Source organism: Allobosea sp. NPDC055594 (assembly GCF_053618995.1).
This window is the reverse complement of sequence record NZ_JBSHIO010000003.1, coordinates 123,460-139,816: the sequence shown is the minus strand read 5'-3', so window position 1 is coordinate 139,816 and position 16,357 is coordinate 123,460. Positions and strand designations below refer to the sequence as shown.

Below are 16,357 nucleotides of genomic sequence, written 5' to 3'. Positions count from 1 at the left end.
GGGGGCCGGGATCACTTCTTCGGCGGGAACAGCATTCGCTGCAGCGGCGGAATGATCGCGGCCATGCTCAGGGCGACCATCCCGGTCGTCGAGACGAGGCGCCAGTCATGGCTCGTCCCAATGCTGATCAGGGGCAGCGCCGCGAGGAACAGAAGGAACGAAACGCTGAGATAGGACAGTCTATTCTGCAGAATCCGCTTGATCATCTTGTTCCTCCACTCACTGGGTCACGAGGACCAGGGCGACCGTGGCGATGCCGGTGGCGACAAAAGCCATGACGGTCCAGGGGATGGTCTTGCGCAGGATGGCCCCTTCCTGCCCGTTGATGCCGGTGGTGCTGGCGCCCATCACCACATTGGCCGGGGCAATGGCGTTGCCGATGGCGCCGCCGGCGCTCTGCGCGGCCAGGATCGTCGCTTCCGGCAGGCCCTTGGCGCGCGCCAGCGTGACCTGAAGCTCCGAGAACAGCACCTGGGACGAGGTGCTGCTGGAGGTGATGAAAGCGCCGAGAATGCCGATGCCGTTCGCCAGGAAGGCGAAGACATAGGCCGGAGCGACTTCGGCGATGCCGAGCGCCAGCATCGTGTTCTGCCCCGAATGCTTCATGATCGAAGCCATGGTCAGGAAGGCGAGGATCGGCACCGAGGCGGGCACGGCGCTGGCGACCAGGCCCCAGACGATGCCGGGCTGCGCCTTGCCGCTGCGCCGGGCCCATTGCGCGAAGTAGCCCTTGCTTGCGAAAACCAGCCAGATGATCAGCGCGGTCAGCAGGATGGTGGCGCCGGGATGGCTGAGGAAGCGCAGCGCGGAGTACTGCTCCGTCGCAGCCGTGGTGACGCCCAGCCCGGTGGCCACCGCCGGGAAGGCCCAGCCGACGGCCGGGCCGTCCAGCATCTGGCGCAGCGGCTCGATCAGCGAGGTCCCGGTCGCCAGAACGGTCAGCAGGCCATAGGGCGCCAGTGCGGCGAAGGTGCCCATGGGGGGCTCGGCGCCGCTCTCGTCCAGATGCGCGTCCTCGCGCATCGCCGGCCGATCGACGATGTCCGCGGCGGGCTGGCTGTAGCGCGACCAGCGCGACAGCGGATAGAGCGCGAGCAGCGCGACCGTCGCGGGCAGAAAGGCGGCGAGCACCGGGTCGATCCAGACGGTGATGATCTGGCCGATGCCCTGGATGGCGGAGATGATCAGCACCAGCGGCCAGCCAGCGCGGATCGCCGGCCAGCGACCATAGAGCCAGACGATGGTGAAGCCGCCGAGCACGGCCTGGATGGCGATCAGCAGGGCGGCCTGCACGCCGGTCGAGAAGGCGGTCGCCGCATCGATATCGACGACCTGCAGGGTCGCCAGCCAGCCGACGCCCAGCGTGCCGTAAAATTTCGCCCAGATATGCGCGATGATCGGGATCGCGACCGCATAGATCGGCTTCATGCCGAAGGCGACGAGCAGCGGGGCGACCACGGCGATGGGCGTACCGAAACCGTCGATCCCCTGCAGGAAGGAGGTGAAGACCCAGCCGAGCGCAACGATGATGAAGAGCTCGTTGCGCGACATCCGGGCAATGCCGCGGCGCAGCGCGTCATAGCCGCCGGACTGGTTCATGATCTGGTAGAGCAGCAGGGCCGGCCAGATGACGTAGAGGATCGGGATCGCGTCCCAGATGCCCTTTGCCGAAGCCACCGCCAGGGTCCGTGCCGGGGTCTCGAACGCGAAGGCGGCGACACCGGCGGCGATGAAGATGCCCGTGCTGCCCGCCTGCTGCGCGGTCCAGCCGAGGCCGACCATGAGGACGATGAGAATCACGATCGGCACGGATGCTAATGTCCAGTGAAGCAAGTCTACGCTCATCAAGATGAATTACCTCATTTCTCTGGTGTAGATTGTGAATTTACCCCGCTATTCAGATAACGACTCTGCGAAATGAATTGCCTGATCTGAAAAAAATTTACTGCAATATATGCAAATTAGATTGAAAGAATGTGTGGGGAGTGCCCATGGCTTACTTCATTGATAGGCACGTTGATTTGATTCAGATCAACGCGGCGGGCGGGATGTCTGACTCACATGGGTCGACCCGGATACGCGTTTAGGCTCGGCCGGCCTGACCGGGCGCGAGGCCGGCTGCGCGGAATATCGGTCCATGCCTTGCCCTGATCGTGACCCAGGTGATGAGCAGGCGCCATAGCGGTATCGGCGAGCCAGCGCATGCGGCCTTCCGGCAGGTCAAGGTGGAGAGCTGCCTGCGGGGCCGTGTTTCATTCGTGATGCCGATGCATGCGATGCTGTCTGCGCTTTGGCCGGCCGGGCCATATCGCCAAGGCGCCGGTTTCCGAGCTGACGGCCGGCGACGTCGTCGTCATGGACAATCTCTCGCGCTACGAGCGAGCGAGGGCGCGCGCGATGGTTGAGGTAGCGGGCGCGCCGGCGAGCGGGCTGTTCCCGTGCTTTAGCATCGGACCGAAAAGTGGCCTCCGCTTTTCGGAAAATTACGATGTGATCACAATAAGATAGATCGCCATGATCGCGCCCGCACGGACGCGCGGCGATCTAGGGGACGCGATCCCTGGGGGAATGCCTCCTCAGGATCAGGGCTGCATGAACTCTCAAGCGGGCTCTAAGCTTGTCCGGTGGCGCCGGGCGGCTGCTCTTTGAGGGCGCGCTTCAAGGGTTCGACTGCGGAGCGTAGTGCCAGGACATAGTCCTGCTCCGGTCGTTGAGTCATGCGTTCCAGCAGCCCGGCGGTGCCGACACTGTAGAGCACTCCGACATCGGGCAGGGAAATCGGCACGGCCACAGCCCCGAGGCCCTGCTCCATCTCATTCCAGCAGGTCGCGTAGCCACGCTCACGCACGCCGGCATAATCCTGTTCGACCTCGGCTCGATCAGTTCTGGTTTGGGGGGTCAATCTGGTCAGAGGCCTGGACAGAGCCCGTTCGATCACGGCGGGTTCCTGGAAAGCCATGATCGCCTTGGCCGAGGCGGCGACATGAGGCGCCAGGGCGAGGCCGGGAACGACATAGCCGCGCAGCCCGGAGCTCGGCGCCGCCCATGCCACCGAAACCACCTCGTCGCCGAGAAGCCGGGCGAGATAGCAGGTCTCCGACAGCCGGTCGGCGAGGGCGTTGAGAACCGGCTGGACGGCGATGGCGAGCCAGGCGGAATCCGAGCCGGCATGCAGAATTCGCAGCAGCCGCGGGCCGATCTTGTAGTCCTTGCGCTTGCCTCCCGCGGCGACGATCAGCCCGGTCGCCTGCAGGTTCTGCAAGAGGCGGTGCGCCGTCGCGACCGAGAGCCCGCAGCGATCCGCGAGCCCCGAAACGCCAAGCCCATCCTGCGACAGGGCGATGCTCTCCAGCGCCCGGATATAGCGCTCGAGCGGGGTGTCTGTAGCGGGTTTCACGGGCGATCTCCGACGACAGGCCGATGCTGCTGCACGGACGGCCACTTGACAACGACTCACTCTATCGCATTAAATTCCATTTATCAAAAACTATTTCCGATTTACGGAAAATTTTGGGAGGAAATCATGGCCAAAAAGATCGACCGGACATCCAAGCTGTTCGACCGTCGCCAGGCGCTCGGCCTGCTCGCGGCCTCGACCTCGCTTCTCGGCTCAGGGGCGGCGTTGGCCAATGCGGCGCCGGGCGTGGCTGCGAAGTCGATCCGGATCGGCGTGCTCGGCAGCCTGACCGGGCCGCTCGCCGTGTTCGGCAGCGGCAATCTCGCCGGCGCCACGCTGGCCTTCGAGCAGGCGAATGCCGCCGGCGGCGTCAATGGCCGGCAGATCGAATGGGTCTCGCTCGACGACGAATCCTCGCCGCCCAAGGGCATCGCCGCCTTCAAGCGCCTCGTCGATCAGGAGAAGGTCTTCGCGGTTTTCGGCCCCGCCGCGAGCGCCGTCGGCCAGGCGCTGGTCCCGACCTTCAAGGCCAGCAAGACGCCGGTCTTCATCTCGGTCTTCTCGACGCCGGCCGTGACCGAGCCGCCGATCCGCACGGTGTTCCGGACCGGGCCGATGAATGACCGGCAGCAGGGCAGCGCGATCGCCGATTATCTCGTCGATGAGCTCAAGGCCAAGCGCATCGCGCTGCTGCGCCAGTCCGACGAATACGGCAAGCGCGGCGCCGACGGCCTGATCGGCCGCCTCGGCAAGCGCCAGGTGAAGCTGGTCAGCGACGAGGTCTTCAACCTCTCGGACAGCGATTTCACGGCCCAGATCGCGCGAACCATCCAGGCCATGCCCGACGTTCTCGTCGTCTACGGCTATCCGAACCCCTCGGCGATCATCACCCGGCAGGCGAGGCAACTCGGGCTCAAGGCGGTGATCATGGGCTCGAATTCGGCCGGCAGCAGGAAATACCCCGAGATCGTCGGGGAGGCGGCGAGCGGAACCCGCAACATCGTGACGCTCGATGCCCTGCCGGAAGGCAGTGAGCCCACCGCGGTGCGCTTCCGGCAGGCTTTCGAACAGCGCTTTCCGGATCTGGCGCGACAGGGGCGTCCCGATCTCGGCGACATCCTCGGCTATGGCGGCGCCCTGGTCTTCCTCGAAGGGCTGAAGCGCGCCGGGCCGCAGCCGACGCAGGAGGGCTTCATCCAGGCCCTGGAATCGCTGAAGGGTTTCGAGACCGGGCTGACGCTGCCGACCACTTTCGGACCCGATATCCGCGAGGGCAACCAGTCGGCCAAGGTCGTCGAGATCCAGAGCGATCTTTCGCGCAAGCTCGAGCCGGTGGTGATCAAGGCCCGTGACGGGGGTAACGCGCCGTGACCGCGCTTGCGCCGGAGGCCCAGCTCTTCGCCGAGGATTTTCGCGTCGGAGAGCGCTTCTCCGGCGTACCGCGCGCCGTCGGAGAAGCGCAGTTCACGGCCTTTGCCGGGATCACCGGCGACGCCCATCCGATCCACTACGACGCCGACTATGCCGCAAGGACGCGGTTCGGCCGGCGCCTGGCCCATGGCCTTCTCGTCACCGGCATGGCGGCGCTCGGCGCGACACCGACCTCGCGCCGGCTGGAGGAATCGCTGGTCGCCTTCCTGGAACAGGATGGGCGCTTCCTCGCGCCCGTCTTCATCGACGACCTCCTGACCAGCCATTTCGAGGTCGTGGCCGTCGAGCAGACCGGAGGCGGGAGGAAGGCGATCCTGCGCCTTGCGGTGACGCTCACCAACCAGAGCGGCGAGACCGTCTTCTCCGGACATCACGCCTATTTGCTGACCTTCCGGCCGCCGGCCGCGCCTCTTTCGGACGCCCCATGACCCTCGAGACCTACAGCGACGTCACGCGCGCCTTCTCCTGGTCCGCAGTCTCGGACCAGCTCGGCTGGAGGCCGGGCGAAAAGGTCTCGCTCGGAGCGGCGATCGTCGACCGTCACGCCGATAGCGACAGGACGGCGCTGATCGCGGTGGCCGCGGATGGCCGGGAGACCCGGCTGAGCTATCGGGAGCTGTCGCAGGCCAGCAACCGCTTCGCCAATCTGCTGAACCGCCTCGGCGTCCGGCCGGGCGACCGGGTCGCCGGGCTCTTGCCGCGCGGCCCGGAGGTGCTGATCGCGATGATCGGCGCGCTGAAGCTCGGCGCGATCTACGTGCCGATCTTCACCGGCTTCGGACCGGACGCGGTGGCCTTCCGACTCTCGCATAGCGAGGCGCGGGTACTGGTCACGCATCGCGGCAATTTCCATCAGCTCCCGGCAACGCTCGACGACGTCGTGGTGGTGGCGGCGGGCTCGGATGGCGAGCTCCCGCCTGGTTTCGTCGATTTCGAGACGGGCCTTCAGGGCGAGTCCCAGAGCTTCGAAGCCTTGCTGCGCGACCGCGACGACCCGGCCGCTATCATCTACACCTCCGGCTCGACCGGGCAGCCCAAGGGCGGCACTCTGGCCGTCAACTTCCTCGCAGCGACCTGGCCCTATATCGTCCACGGCCTGGATGTGCGGCCCGACGACGTTCTCTGGGCGACCGGCGATCCGGGCTGGGGCTATGGCTTCGTCTGCTATCTCGGCGCGCTGGCGCGCGGCGCGCTCGTGATCTCGATCCAGAAGAACCCGACCGCCGAGCTCTGCCTCTCGGTCCTGGAAAGCTATCGCGTCACCAACATGGCGACGACACCGACCGTGCTGCGCAGCCTGCTGACGCTGGAGGAGCCGGCGCTAAGGGCGCCCGATCTGCGCCTGCGCGCGATATCGAGCTGCGGCGAACCGCTCAATGGCGAGGTGGTGCAGGCCTTCCGCCGGCTCTGGAAGGTCACGCCGATGGATCATTTCGGCGCCACAGAATACGGGCTGCCGGTCGGCAATCACAATGCCATCGCCATGGAGGTGCGGGCCGGCTCGATGGGTCTGCCCTGTCCGGGCTATCGGATGGCGATCGTCGACGAGGGGGGCGCCGAACTGCCGACCGGAGCGACGGGCTTCATCGCCAAACGGGCGGCTGCCGATTGCCGCTACTGGCTGCGCTACTGGAACGATGCAGCGGCCTCGGCGGCGCTCGTCCGCAATGGCTGGATCGTCACCGGTGATCTCGGTCGCCGCGATGAGGACGGCTATTTCTGGTTCGAAGGCCGGAGCGACGACATGATCAAGAGCAGCGGCTACCGGATCGGCCCCTTCGAGGTCGAGAGCGCGCTGCTGACGCATCCGGCCGTCGCCGAGGCCGCGGTGATCGGCCAGCCGGATGCGATGCGCGGCCAGGTCGTCAAGGCCGTCGTCGTGCTCCGCCCCGGCCATGTCGGCAGCGACAGCCTGACCGACGAGCTCGTCGAGACGGTGAAGCGCACCGTCGGCAAGCACCAGTTCCCCCGCATCGTCCAATATGTCGATGCGCTCCCGAAGACCGAGACCGGCAAGATCCAGCGCTTCGCGCTGCGCGCCGCGAGCTGAGGCAACAGGCCATGTCGCACTACACCCCGATCGTTCCGGCCAGCTGGCCGGAGAAGTTCACCTTCTCGCCGGCGGTCCGTGTCGGCAATCTCGTCTTCCTGTCGGGCACGACGGCGACGGACGAGACCGGACAGCTGGTGGGGCCGGACGACATCGTCGCCCAGACGCGCCAGATCTTCGCCAAGTTCGAGCGCGCGCTGGCACAGCTCGGTGCCGGGCTCGAGAACATCGTCGAGACCACGGACTATGTGCTGTCGCTCGAGGAGTACAAGAAGACGGCACAGCTTCGGCGCGAGCTCTTCAAGGGGCCGCCCTGGCCGGCGGCGACCGGAGTCGTGGTCGCCGGCCTGGTACGCCCCGGCGCGCTGATCGAGATCAAAGCCGTGGCGGCGCTCTGAGGCCGTCATGCTGGTCCAGGTCCTCGTCAGCTCCATCACCGCCGGTGCCGTCTACGCGCTGATCGCGCTCGGCTTCGTGCTGATCCACAAGGGCACCGGGGTCGTTCATTTCGGCTATGGCGATCAGGTGACATTCGGGGCCTATCTCGTCCTGATCGCGCAGACGGTGATCGGCCTGCCGTTCTGGCCGGCCGTTCTCGTCGCCCTCATCGCTTCTGTCCTGCTCGGCGCGGTGATCTATGGCGGCTTCATGTGGCCGCTGCGCGGCGCCTCGCTGCTGGCGCGGATCATCGCCAGCCTCGCGCTCGGAACGGTGCTGCGCGAATTCGTCCGCGCCTATATGGGCCCGAGCGCCTGGCCTTTCCCCTTCCTGCTCTCGCCGGCGCCGGTCCATTGGGGGGAGTTGCTGATCGTGCCCGCCAACCTCGCCATCGTCGGCGTCTCGCTGGCGATCCTGGCGGCGCTCTTCCTGTTCTTCGAGCGGAGCTTGCGCGGCAAGGCGGTGATGGCGGCCTGCGACAACCGCACTGGCGCCAGCCTCGTCGGCATCAGGGTCTCGCGGGTCTTCCTGGCGATCTGGGTGCTCGCCTCGGTGCTTGCGACGGTCGGCGGCATCCTGGTGGCGCCGCTGCTGACCCTTTCGCCCGAGATGGGGCTGATCGGCATCAAGGGCTTCACGGCGGCGGTGCTCGGCGGCTTTTCCAGCCTGCCCGGCGCCGTGGTCGGCGGCATCGCGCTCGGCATGATCGAGGCGCTGGCCGGAACCTATGTCTCGAGCGCGCTCAAGGACATGATCAGCTACGCGATCCTGATCCTGGTCGTCCTCGTCAGACCGCAGGGTCTGCTCGGCGTCCTGACAGTGAAGAAGGTCTAGGAGCATGATCGCACGCTCTCTTTGGATAGGCCTCGTGCTGGCGCTTCTGCTCGTGCTGCCGCAGTTCCTCGCCGAGTTCCATCTGTTCCAGCTCTGCCTGATCGCCGGCACCGCGCTGATCGTGCTCGGCCTGGTCGTGGTCACCGGGTTGGCGGGGCAGATCTCGCTCGCCCAATCGGCCTTCGCCGCGCTCGGCGCCTATGGGGCCACCGTGCTTGCAGTCTCGGCCGGCATCCCGCTCTGGGCCGGGATCGTCGTGACGGCCCTGGCTACCGGCGGGCTCGGCTACCTGCTCGGCCTGATGACGCTGCGGGTCGCTGGGCATTATCTCGCCTTGGCGACGATGGCGGTGACCGCCATTGTCCAGCTCGCCCTGATCCACTCGGATGCGATCACCGGCGGCGCAGCGGGCCTGGCGGTGCCGCCCTTCGGATTGTTCGGGCTGGAGCTGACCACCGGACGCCAGCTGTATTACGTCATCGTGCCGAGCGCGGCCCTGTTCTTCCTCGCGGTCGAGCGTCTGCTCAACTCGCATTACGGGCGCGCTTTCGCCGCGATCCGACAGAGCGAGACGGCGGCCGAGGCGATGGGGCTCGACGTCCTGCGCTACAAGGCGGCCGCCTTCGGCGCGAGCGCCTTCCTCGGCGCCCTCGGCGGCGGGCTCCTGGCGCCGCTCTCCTCCTATCTCGATCCGGCTCAGTTCGGCATCACGCAATCGGTCTACTACCTCGCGGTCGCCGTGGTCGGTGGTATGGCCTCGCCGCTGGGGGCGATCGTCGGCAGTGCCGTCTTCGTGCTGCTGCCCGACCTGCTGCAGGGCTTCCAGACCTATCTCGGCCTGGTCTTCGCATTGCTGCTGCTCGGCTTCATCGTGCTGCGCCCGAACGGCCTGGCAAGCTTGAGCATCGCGCGCCTGCGGAGCTGGCCGCGGCGCGCCAAGCCGGAGCTGACGCCATGACCGGCCCCCTGCTCACGATTGACAAGGTCACGGTGCGCTTCGGCGGGCTGACCGCGCTGCAGGATGTCTCGCTGCAGGTCGCTCCGGGCGCGATCCATGCCGTGATCGGTCCAAACGGCGCCGGCAAGAGCACATTGCTCAATGTGATCTCCGGCATCTACCCGGTCGGTGGCGGCTCGGTCGCCTTGTGCGGCGAACGCATCGACGGCCTGGCGCCGCATGCGATCTTGCGCCGTGGCATCGCCCGGACCTTCCAGAACACCGAGCTCTTCGGAGAGATGAGTGCGCTGGAGAACGTCATGGTCGGGCTCGACCGGCACCATGCCTGCGGCCCGTTCGCGGCGGCCATCCACAGCGCCGCCTGGCGCCGCAGCGAGGAGGCGGCGCGGGCGGAGGCGCGCCGGTTGCTGGCGCTGGTCGGCCTCGCCGATGCCGAGAACGCGGCGGCGGCCGCCCTGCCTTTCGGCAAGCAGCGGCGGCTCGAAATCGCGCGTGCGCTGGCGACGCGGCCACGGCTGCTCCTGCTCGACGAGCCGGCGGCAGGCCTGCGGGCGCTCGAGGTCGAGGCCCTGAACCGCATCCTGCTCGATCTGCGGGCCGAGCAGGGGCTGACCATCGTCGTGATCGACCACGTCATGGCGCTGGTCATGGCGATTTCGGACCGCATCACCGTGCTGAATTTCGGCACCAGGATCGCGGAAGGGCCGCCGGACGAGGTGCGGCGCTCGCCGCAGGTCATCAAGGCCTATATGGGCGAAAGGGCCAGCCATGCTCTCGGTTCGTGACCTCCATGCCGGCTATGGCGGCAAGACCGTGGTCCGCGGCGTCAGCCTCGACGTCCCGCGCGGCGAGATCGTCACGGTGCTCGGCGCGAACGGGGCGGGGAAGTCGACCCTGCTGAAAGCCATTATCGGTCTTCTGCGCCGCTCAGCCGGCACGGTGGAGCTCGACGGCAGGCCGCTCCCGAACGAGACGCCCGATCGCGCACTCGCCGCCGGAGTGTCGCTGGTGGCAGAGCAAAGGGAGTTGTTCCTCGGCCTGAGCGTCGCCGACAATCTGCGGCTCGGCGGCTATCAGAGGCGAGGAGCCCCCGATCTCGATACCGATATGCAGCGCCTGCTCGACACTTTTCCGGTGCTGCGCAAGCGCGCCGGGCAGCCTGCCCGGACCCTCTCGGGCGGCGAGCAGCAGATGCTGGCGATCGCCCGCGCCCTGATGGCGAAGCCCGCCATCCTGCTTCTGGACGAGCCGTCGCTCGGCCTCGCCCCCAAGATCGTCGACGAGATCTTCGCGATCATCGCGGCGGTTGCCGCGGCCGGCACGGGCGTGCTCCTCGTCGAGCAGAACGCCGCCATGGCACTCGACGTCGCCCAGCACGGCATGGTGCTGGAGCTCGGCGAAGTCACGCTAGCGGGCCCGCGCGACAGCCTCCGGCAATCGGAGGCGGTCACCAGCCATTATTTGTGAAGGGCTGGCAGCGCCGCTTTCCGGCCAAGTCGGGCCGCTGGCGAAACAACAGTACCATTCCGGCCGCAGCGGCTCGGTTGCAATGCAGGGACGATCCGTATGCGCGAAGCTTTCATCTGTGCCTATGTCCGCACGCCGATCGGCCGTTTCGGCGGTTCGCTGTCCTCGGTACGGGCCGACGATCTCGGCGCCGTGCCGCTGAAGGCGCTGGTCGAGCGGCATCCGGGCCTCGATTTCGGTGCGGTCGACGACGTGATCTTCGGCTGCGCCAACCAGGCGGGCGAGGACAACCGCAACGTCGCGCGCATGTCGCTGCTGCTTGCCGGACTGCCCAAGGAGGTGACGGGCACGACGATCAACCGGCTCTGCGGCTCCGGTATGGACGCGGTCATCGCCGCAGCCCGCGCGATCAAGGCCGGCGAGGCCGAATTGATGATCGCCGGCGGCGTCGAGAGCATGTCGCGCGCGCCCTTCGTGCTGCCCAAGGCTGAGAGCGCCTTCTCACGCCATGGCGAGATTCACGACACGACGATCGGCTGGCGTTTCGTCAATCCGCTGATGAAGGCGCAATATGGCGTCGATTCCATGCCGGAGACCGGCGAAAACGTCGCCGCCGACTGTGCCATCAGCCGTGCCGATCAGGATGCCTTCGCCGTCCGTTCGCAGCAGAAGGCCGTGGCGGCTCAGCAGAATGGCAGGCTGGCCAGGGAGATCGTGCCGGTCGTGATCCCGCAGCGAAAGGGCGACCCTTCCCTGGTCGAGATCGACGAGCATCCGCGCGGCGACACCACGCTGGAGAAGCTCGCCAGGTTGCCGACGCCCTTCCGCAAGGAGGGTGGCAGCGTCACCGCCGGCAATGCGTCCGGCGTCAATGATGGCGCGGCGGCTCTGATCCTCGCCTCGGAGCAGGCGGTGAGGAAATATGGGCTCACCCCGCTCGCGCGCGTCCTCGGAGGCGCAACGGGTGGCGTTGCGCCCCGGGTGATGGGCCTCGGCCCGGTCCCGGCGACGCGCAAGCTCTGCGCCCGGCTCGACCTGCAACCAGCGGATTTTGACGTGGTCGAGCTCAATGAGGCCTTTGCCAGCCAGGGTATCGCCGTGCTGCGCGCACTCGGCATCGCCGAGGACGGCGCACATGTGAACCCGAATGGCGGCGCGATCGCGCTCGGCCACCCGCTCGGCATGTCGGGCGCTCGCATCACCGGCACGGCGGCGCTCGAATTGTCGCTGACCGGCAAGAAGCGTGCGCTCGCGACCATGTGCATCGGCGTCGGTCAGGGCATCGCGCTCGCGCTCGAGCGGGCGTGACCTCTCGCCGTTCTGTTGCGCCGCCGGGCTGCGGGAGGCCGGAGCGCGGGGGCTTCAGAGAGCGCTCGATTCAGCGCGACGGCGCGCCGGTCGTCGCCGCGGCTCCCAGGCCGGTGTGGGCGGCTATTCCGCCGTCTTTTCCTCGGAGAACTCCCGGATCGCCTTTGCCATGACCTTCGCCGTCGCCGGCCTGCGGTCGAGGCAGCGCGAGGTTGGTCCGGCGACCACGATCGACAGCCGACGTGCGCCGACGGGCAGTGGAAAGGCGACACCGGCCAGGTCGGGGATGAACTCGGACGAGCTTTGATGATAGCCGCGGCCTTGGGCTTCCGACAGGTCGGCCTCGATCCGATCGGCCGACATCGGCGTGGTCGCGGAAAAGCGCTCGAACCCGATCTTGCGATAGATCGCACGGCGTTCTTCCGGGGAATACTGCGCCAGGATGGCCCGGCCTACGGAGCTGGCATGGATCGGAACCCGATCGCCTATCGCCGCGAAATAGCGCACCGGCTGGAACGATTCGACGACGTCGATGAACAGCGCTGACGTGCCGGCGAGCGCGGCGATCGCCGTCGTTTCTTTCGTCTCTTCCGCAATCCGCATCGTCAGGCGATGCACGCTTTCCGGCAACGGTTCTGAATCGGCGACGATGCGCGCCAGCGTCAGCCAGCGCGGGCTCGGATAGAAGCCACCCCGCTGACGCGGCTCGTAGAGCCAGCCTTTCTCAGCGACGGTTCCCACCAGATTGAAGGTGCTCGAACGCGGCCAGCCGAGATCATCGGAGATCTCGGCCATCGTCGCCGGCCGTCTGCGGCGGGCGAAGTACTCCATCAGCTCCAATACGTTCGCCGCCTGCTTGACCAGCATCTTGCCCTGCTTTCGTCCCCGGTTCGCCAGCGGTCGCTGCCGCAGGCCGGGCCGCTTGCGCCAGATCAAGCGGAAGCGGCGCCCTCAGGCAAGCCCCGGCAGTGTGTGCTTGACTCAAAATTCATGATCATGTCTTCTTAATTCATAAATGAGAATTGATGCGCCCGACCAGCCGGCGAGTGCGCATTGCGAGCCAGGTGGTTCCAGGGAGGAAGCGATGTCCGCAATCAAGCGTTCGATGTTCCGTGCCTTCGCGCTTTCGACCGCCGCCCTGGCGACGACAGCGGTTGCACAGGAGATCCCGGTCAAGCTTGGCGTCCTTGCCGACATGTCGGGGATTTTCTCCGACATTGGCGGTCCCGGCGCGACCGAAGCGACCAGGATGGCGGTCGAGGATTTCATGAAGCGGCCCGGCTCCGAGCGCTTCAAGATCGAGATCGTCTCCGCCGATGCGCAGAACAAGCCGGACGTCTCCAGCGCCATCGCGCGCAAATGGTTCGATACCGAAGGCGTCGATGCCCTCGTCGACCTGCCGACCAGCGCGATCTCGCTGGCGATAGCGCCGATCGCCCAGGAGAAGAACAAGGTGGCGCTGTTCACCGCCTCCGGCACATCCGACCTGACGGGAAAGGCCTGTACGCCGAACTCGGTGCACTGGACCTACGATACCTGGGCGCTGTCGCATGGCACGGCCGATGCCATCACCAAGGGCGGCGGCAAATCCTGGTTCTTCCTGACCGTCGATTTCGCCCTCGGCCATTCGCTCGAGCGCGACGCCAGCGCCGTGGTCAAGCAGAATGGCGGGCAGGTCGTTGGCGGCGTCCGCCATCCCACGGATTCAAAGGACTTCTCCTCCTATCTGCTGCAGGCCCAGGCCTCGAAGGCGCAGGTCATCGCGCTCGCCAATGCCGGCGGCGACACGATCAACGCGATCAAGCAGGCATCGGAGTTCGGCATCGTTCAGGGCGGCCAGAAGCTCGCGGGCATGCTGCTCTTCATCTCCGACATCCACTCGCTCGGCCTGAAAAGTGCGCAGGGCCTGCAGCTTACGACCGCCTTCTACTGGGACCTCAACGACAAGACGCGCGCTTTCGGCGAACGCTTCGCCAAGCGCAGTAATGGCCGCTTCCCCTCGATGAACCAGGCCGGCGCCTATTCGGCGACACTCGCCTATCTCGACGCCGTCGCGAAAATCGGCTCGGCCAAGGACGGGGCGGCCGTCGTCAAGGCGATGCGCGAGGCCGGGACCTTCGACGATCCGCTGTTCGGCAAGACCTCGCTGCGGGAGGACGGCCGCGTCCTGCACGACATGATGCTGGTCGAGGTCAAGCAGCCATCTGAATCGAAGAAGGCCTTCGACTACTACAAGGTCCTCGCCACGATTCCGGCCGAACGTGCCTTCCGCCCGCTCGCGGATGGCGGTTGCCCGCTGGTGAAATGAGGCTCCGGGCCGGCCGCCATGATCCTTGTCGCGCAAGCCGTTCCGTTCACCCGCTCCGCGTCTCTTTGCATCGACGCAGCCTGGAGCGCCCTGGTGGATGGCGGCTCCATCGCAAGCCTCGAGCCATCGGCGGGACCTGGCGCTCGATGCCTATCTCGAGACCCGTACCACCGTGGTCAGCACGATCGGGCGCTTTCCCGACGCCTGCGCCAACTGAAATCCTGCAGACAGATCGAGAGACAGTGATGCGCCTCGCCGACAAACTCGCCATCGTCACCGCCGGGGGCTCCGGCATGGGCCGCGCCGGCGTCGAACTCTTCCTGCGCGAAGGCGCCAGGGTGGCGGCGATCGACGTCAATGCCGAGGCCCTCGCCGCCCTGAAGGCCGATGCCAGCGCGAAGGGCCATGAGATCGTGACGATTCAGGCCGATCTCTTGCAGGCCGACCAGATGAGGAGTTCGATCAACGACGCGGCAGCAGCGCTCGGCGGCGTCGACATCCTCTGGGCTCATGCCGGCATTCCCGGCCCCGGCGGCATCGAGGACCTCGATCTTGTCGCCTATGACCAGGCCATCGCGCTCAACGTCACCTCCGCCGCACTCGCATCGGGAGAGGTCATCGGTCACATGCGCAAGCGCGGCGGCGGCTCGATCGTCTTCACGGCCTCGGTCTCGGGCCTGGTCGGGTCGATGTTCAGTCCGATCTATTCGGCGGCGAAGTTCGCCGTCGTCGGACTGACCAAATCCCTCGCGCAGCGCTTCGCGCCGGACAATGTCCGCGTCAACGTCGTTTGCCCGGGGCTGGCCGATACGCCGATGAAGCTCGGCTTCACCGGGCGCTCGGGCGATCCGAAGCAGGCGGAGGAAAACCAGGCGCGGATGATGGCGGCGGTGCCGATGGGGCGGCTCTGCAAGGCCGAAGAAGCGGCCCATGCCGCGCTCTGGCTGGCCTCGGACGATGCGTCCTTCGTCACCGGCGTTGCCTTGCCCGTCGATGGCGGCTTCACTGCGCGCTGAACGGAGAACAGCCGCGCCATGCCGGGCCCGCTTCACGGTATCAAGGTCGTCGACCTGACCACGGTCATCGCTGGCCCTTATGCGACGCAGACCCTCGGCGACATGGGAGCCGAGATTCTCAAGGTCGAGCCGCCGGGCGGCGACATCATGCGCGCGCCCGGCCCGGCCAGATCACCGGGGATGGGCGCGGCCTTCCTCAACTGCAACCGCAACAAGCGCAGCATCACGCTCGACGTGAAGTGCGAACAGGACCTCGCCAAGCTGCGCGAGCTCATCGCGGAGGCCGACATCTTCGTCCACAATATGCGGATGGGCGCGGCACGCAGAAGCGGCCTCGACCCGGAGACGCTGCTCGCCCGCCACCCGCGCCTGATCTATTGCGCCATTGTCGGCTTCGGGCAGGACGGCCCTTATCGTGACCGGCCGGCCTATGACGATGTCATCCAGGCTGCCGCGGGCTGGGCCGCGCTCGCGGAACGTGCGGGTGAGGTGCCGCGTTATGCGCCCACCGTCGTCGCCGACAAGACCACCGCTCTTTTCGCCGTCGGCGCGATCAATGCGGCTCTTTATCACCGGGAGGTTTCGGGGGAAGGGCAGGCAATCGAGGTTCCGATGTTCGAGGCGATGGTGTCGTTCCTCGCGATCGAACATCTCGGAGGCCGCAGCTTCGCGCCGCCGCTCGGCCCCAGCGGCTATTCGCGTGCGCTGTCGCCGCATCGGCGCCCCTACCGGACCGCGGACGGCTTCATTGCCGTCATGCCCTATACCGGCGCGCATTGGCGCGCCTTTTTTCACGCCGCCGGGCGTGACGACTGGGCGGACGAGCCGGCGCTCGGTGAGGCGGCAGCCCGCGCCGCGATGATCGATACCCTCTATGAACGTCTCGCGGATTGCCTCACCGCACTCCGCACGGCGGAATGGGTCGCGATGCTGGAGGAGGCCGATGTGCCGTGCTCGACGATCAACAGCTTCGAGAACCTGCTCGACCACCCGCATCTGAAGGCCACCGGCTTCTTCGAGACCGTCGAGCATCCCAGCGAGGGACGCCTGGTCGGCACCAGGCCGCCGGTGCGCTTCAGCAAGACGCCCTGCTCGATCGACAAGCAGGCGCCTGGCCGCGATCCGGCGAATATCTGAGATACGGCGCTGA

The 16,357-nt window shown here is 67.0% G+C and carries 16 protein-coding genes; 12 read left to right on the top strand and 4 right to left on the bottom strand.

The window, feature by feature from the left end; genetic code table 11:
• Positions 1-11: 11 nt before the first annotated feature.
• The 3 genes from ACWGRX_RS07805 to ACWGRX_RS07795 form a co-directional block, all read right to left on the bottom strand.
• Positions 12-206, bottom strand: coding sequence for a hypothetical protein (locus tag ACWGRX_RS07805; RefSeq protein WP_291634536.1), 195 nt, complete (start codon positions 204-206; stop codon positions 12-14).
• A gap of 13 nt (positions 207-219) precedes the next feature.
• Positions 220-1,809, bottom strand: coding sequence for an L-lactate permease (locus ACWGRX_RS07800; protein WP_452117074.1), 1,590 nt, complete (start codon positions 1,807-1,809; stop codon positions 220-222).
• A gap of 802 nt (positions 1,810-2,611) precedes the next feature.
• A complete protein-coding gene (locus tag ACWGRX_RS07795) occupies positions 2,612-3,397 on the bottom strand; it encodes an IclR family transcriptional regulator (protein ID WP_452117073.1) in 786 nt (261 codons plus the stop codon).
• A 126-nt stretch (positions 3,398-3,523) separates the two neighbouring features.
• Between ACWGRX_RS07795 and ACWGRX_RS07790 the strand changes: the two genes are divergently transcribed.
• The 9 genes from ACWGRX_RS07790 (at position 3,524) to pcaF (ending at position 11,883) form a co-directional block, all read left to right on the top strand.
• Positions 3,524-4,768: an ABC transporter substrate-binding protein gene (locus ACWGRX_RS07790; protein ID WP_452117072.1), complete on the top strand. Its 1,245-nt coding sequence runs from the start codon at positions 3,524-3,526 to the stop codon at positions 4,766-4,768.
• On the top strand, positions 4,765-5,256 hold the full coding sequence (locus tag ACWGRX_RS07785) for a MaoC family dehydratase (RefSeq protein ID WP_452117071.1): 492 nt from the start codon (positions 4,765-4,767) through the stop codon (positions 5,254-5,256). Before ACWGRX_RS07790 ends, ACWGRX_RS07785 begins: the two co-directional genes overlap by 4 nt.
• Complete coding sequence (locus tag ACWGRX_RS07780; protein WP_452117070.1) at positions 5,253-6,878, top strand: acyl-CoA synthetase; 1,626 nt, start codon at positions 5,253-5,255, stop codon at positions 6,876-6,878. Before ACWGRX_RS07785 ends, ACWGRX_RS07780 begins: the two co-directional genes overlap by 4 nt.
• An 11-nt stretch (positions 6,879-6,889) precedes the next feature.
• Positions 6,890-7,276, top strand: coding sequence for a Rid family hydrolase (locus tag ACWGRX_RS07775; RefSeq protein ID WP_291638448.1), 387 nt, complete (start codon positions 6,890-6,892; stop codon positions 7,274-7,276).
• Between the two features lie 7 nt (positions 7,277-7,283).
• Complete coding sequence (locus ACWGRX_RS07770; RefSeq protein WP_291638447.1) at positions 7,284-8,150, top strand: branched-chain amino acid ABC transporter permease; 867 nt, start codon at positions 7,284-7,286, stop codon at positions 8,148-8,150.
• A gap of 34 nt (positions 8,151-8,184) precedes the next feature.
• Entirely contained in the window at positions 8,185-9,108 is a 924-nt protein-coding gene (locus ACWGRX_RS07765) for a branched-chain amino acid ABC transporter permease (RefSeq protein WP_452117069.1), read from the top strand.
• Entirely contained in the window at positions 9,105-9,893 is a 789-nt protein-coding gene (locus tag ACWGRX_RS07760; RefSeq protein ID WP_452117068.1) for an ABC transporter ATP-binding protein, read from the top strand. Before ACWGRX_RS07765 ends, ACWGRX_RS07760 begins: the two co-directional genes overlap by 4 nt.
• On the top strand, positions 9,877-10,575 hold the full coding sequence (locus ACWGRX_RS07755) for an ABC transporter ATP-binding protein (RefSeq protein ID WP_452117067.1): 699 nt from the start codon (positions 9,877-9,879) through the stop codon (positions 10,573-10,575). Before ACWGRX_RS07760 ends, ACWGRX_RS07755 begins: the two co-directional genes overlap by 17 nt.
• A gap of 99 nt (positions 10,576-10,674) precedes the next feature.
• Positions 10,675-11,883, top strand: a complete 1,209-nt coding sequence (pcaF, locus tag ACWGRX_RS07750; protein ID WP_452117066.1) for a 3-oxoadipyl-CoA thiolase — start codon at positions 10,675-10,677, stop codon at positions 11,881-11,883.
• Between the two features lie 123 nt (positions 11,884-12,006).
• Here pcaF and ACWGRX_RS07745 read toward each other — a convergent pair whose 3' ends face one another.
• Positions 12,007-12,819: an IclR family transcriptional regulator gene (locus ACWGRX_RS07745; RefSeq protein WP_452117065.1), complete on the bottom strand. Its 813-nt coding sequence runs from the start codon at positions 12,817-12,819 to the stop codon at positions 12,007-12,009.
• A gap of 148 nt (positions 12,820-12,967) precedes the next feature.
• On the opposite strand from ACWGRX_RS07745, the gene ACWGRX_RS07740 reads away from it, so the two are divergent.
• The 3 genes from ACWGRX_RS07740 to ACWGRX_RS07730 all read left to right on the top strand — a co-directional run bounded on the left by ACWGRX_RS07740 (position 12,968) and on the right by ACWGRX_RS07730 (position 16,344).
• Positions 12,968-14,191: an ABC transporter substrate-binding protein gene (locus ACWGRX_RS07740; RefSeq protein WP_452117064.1), complete on the top strand. Its 1,224-nt coding sequence runs from the start codon at positions 12,968-12,970 to the stop codon at positions 14,189-14,191.
• Between the two features lie 245 nt (positions 14,192-14,436).
• Positions 14,437-15,207, top strand: a complete 771-nt coding sequence (locus ACWGRX_RS07735; protein WP_452117063.1) for an SDR family NAD(P)-dependent oxidoreductase — start codon at positions 14,437-14,439, stop codon at positions 15,205-15,207.
• 18 nt (positions 15,208-15,225) lie between these two features.
• On the top strand, positions 15,226-16,344 hold the full coding sequence (locus ACWGRX_RS07730; protein WP_452117062.1) for a CaiB/BaiF CoA transferase family protein: 1,119 nt from the start codon (positions 15,226-15,228) through the stop codon (positions 16,342-16,344).
• Positions 16,345-16,357: the final 13 nt, after the last annotated feature.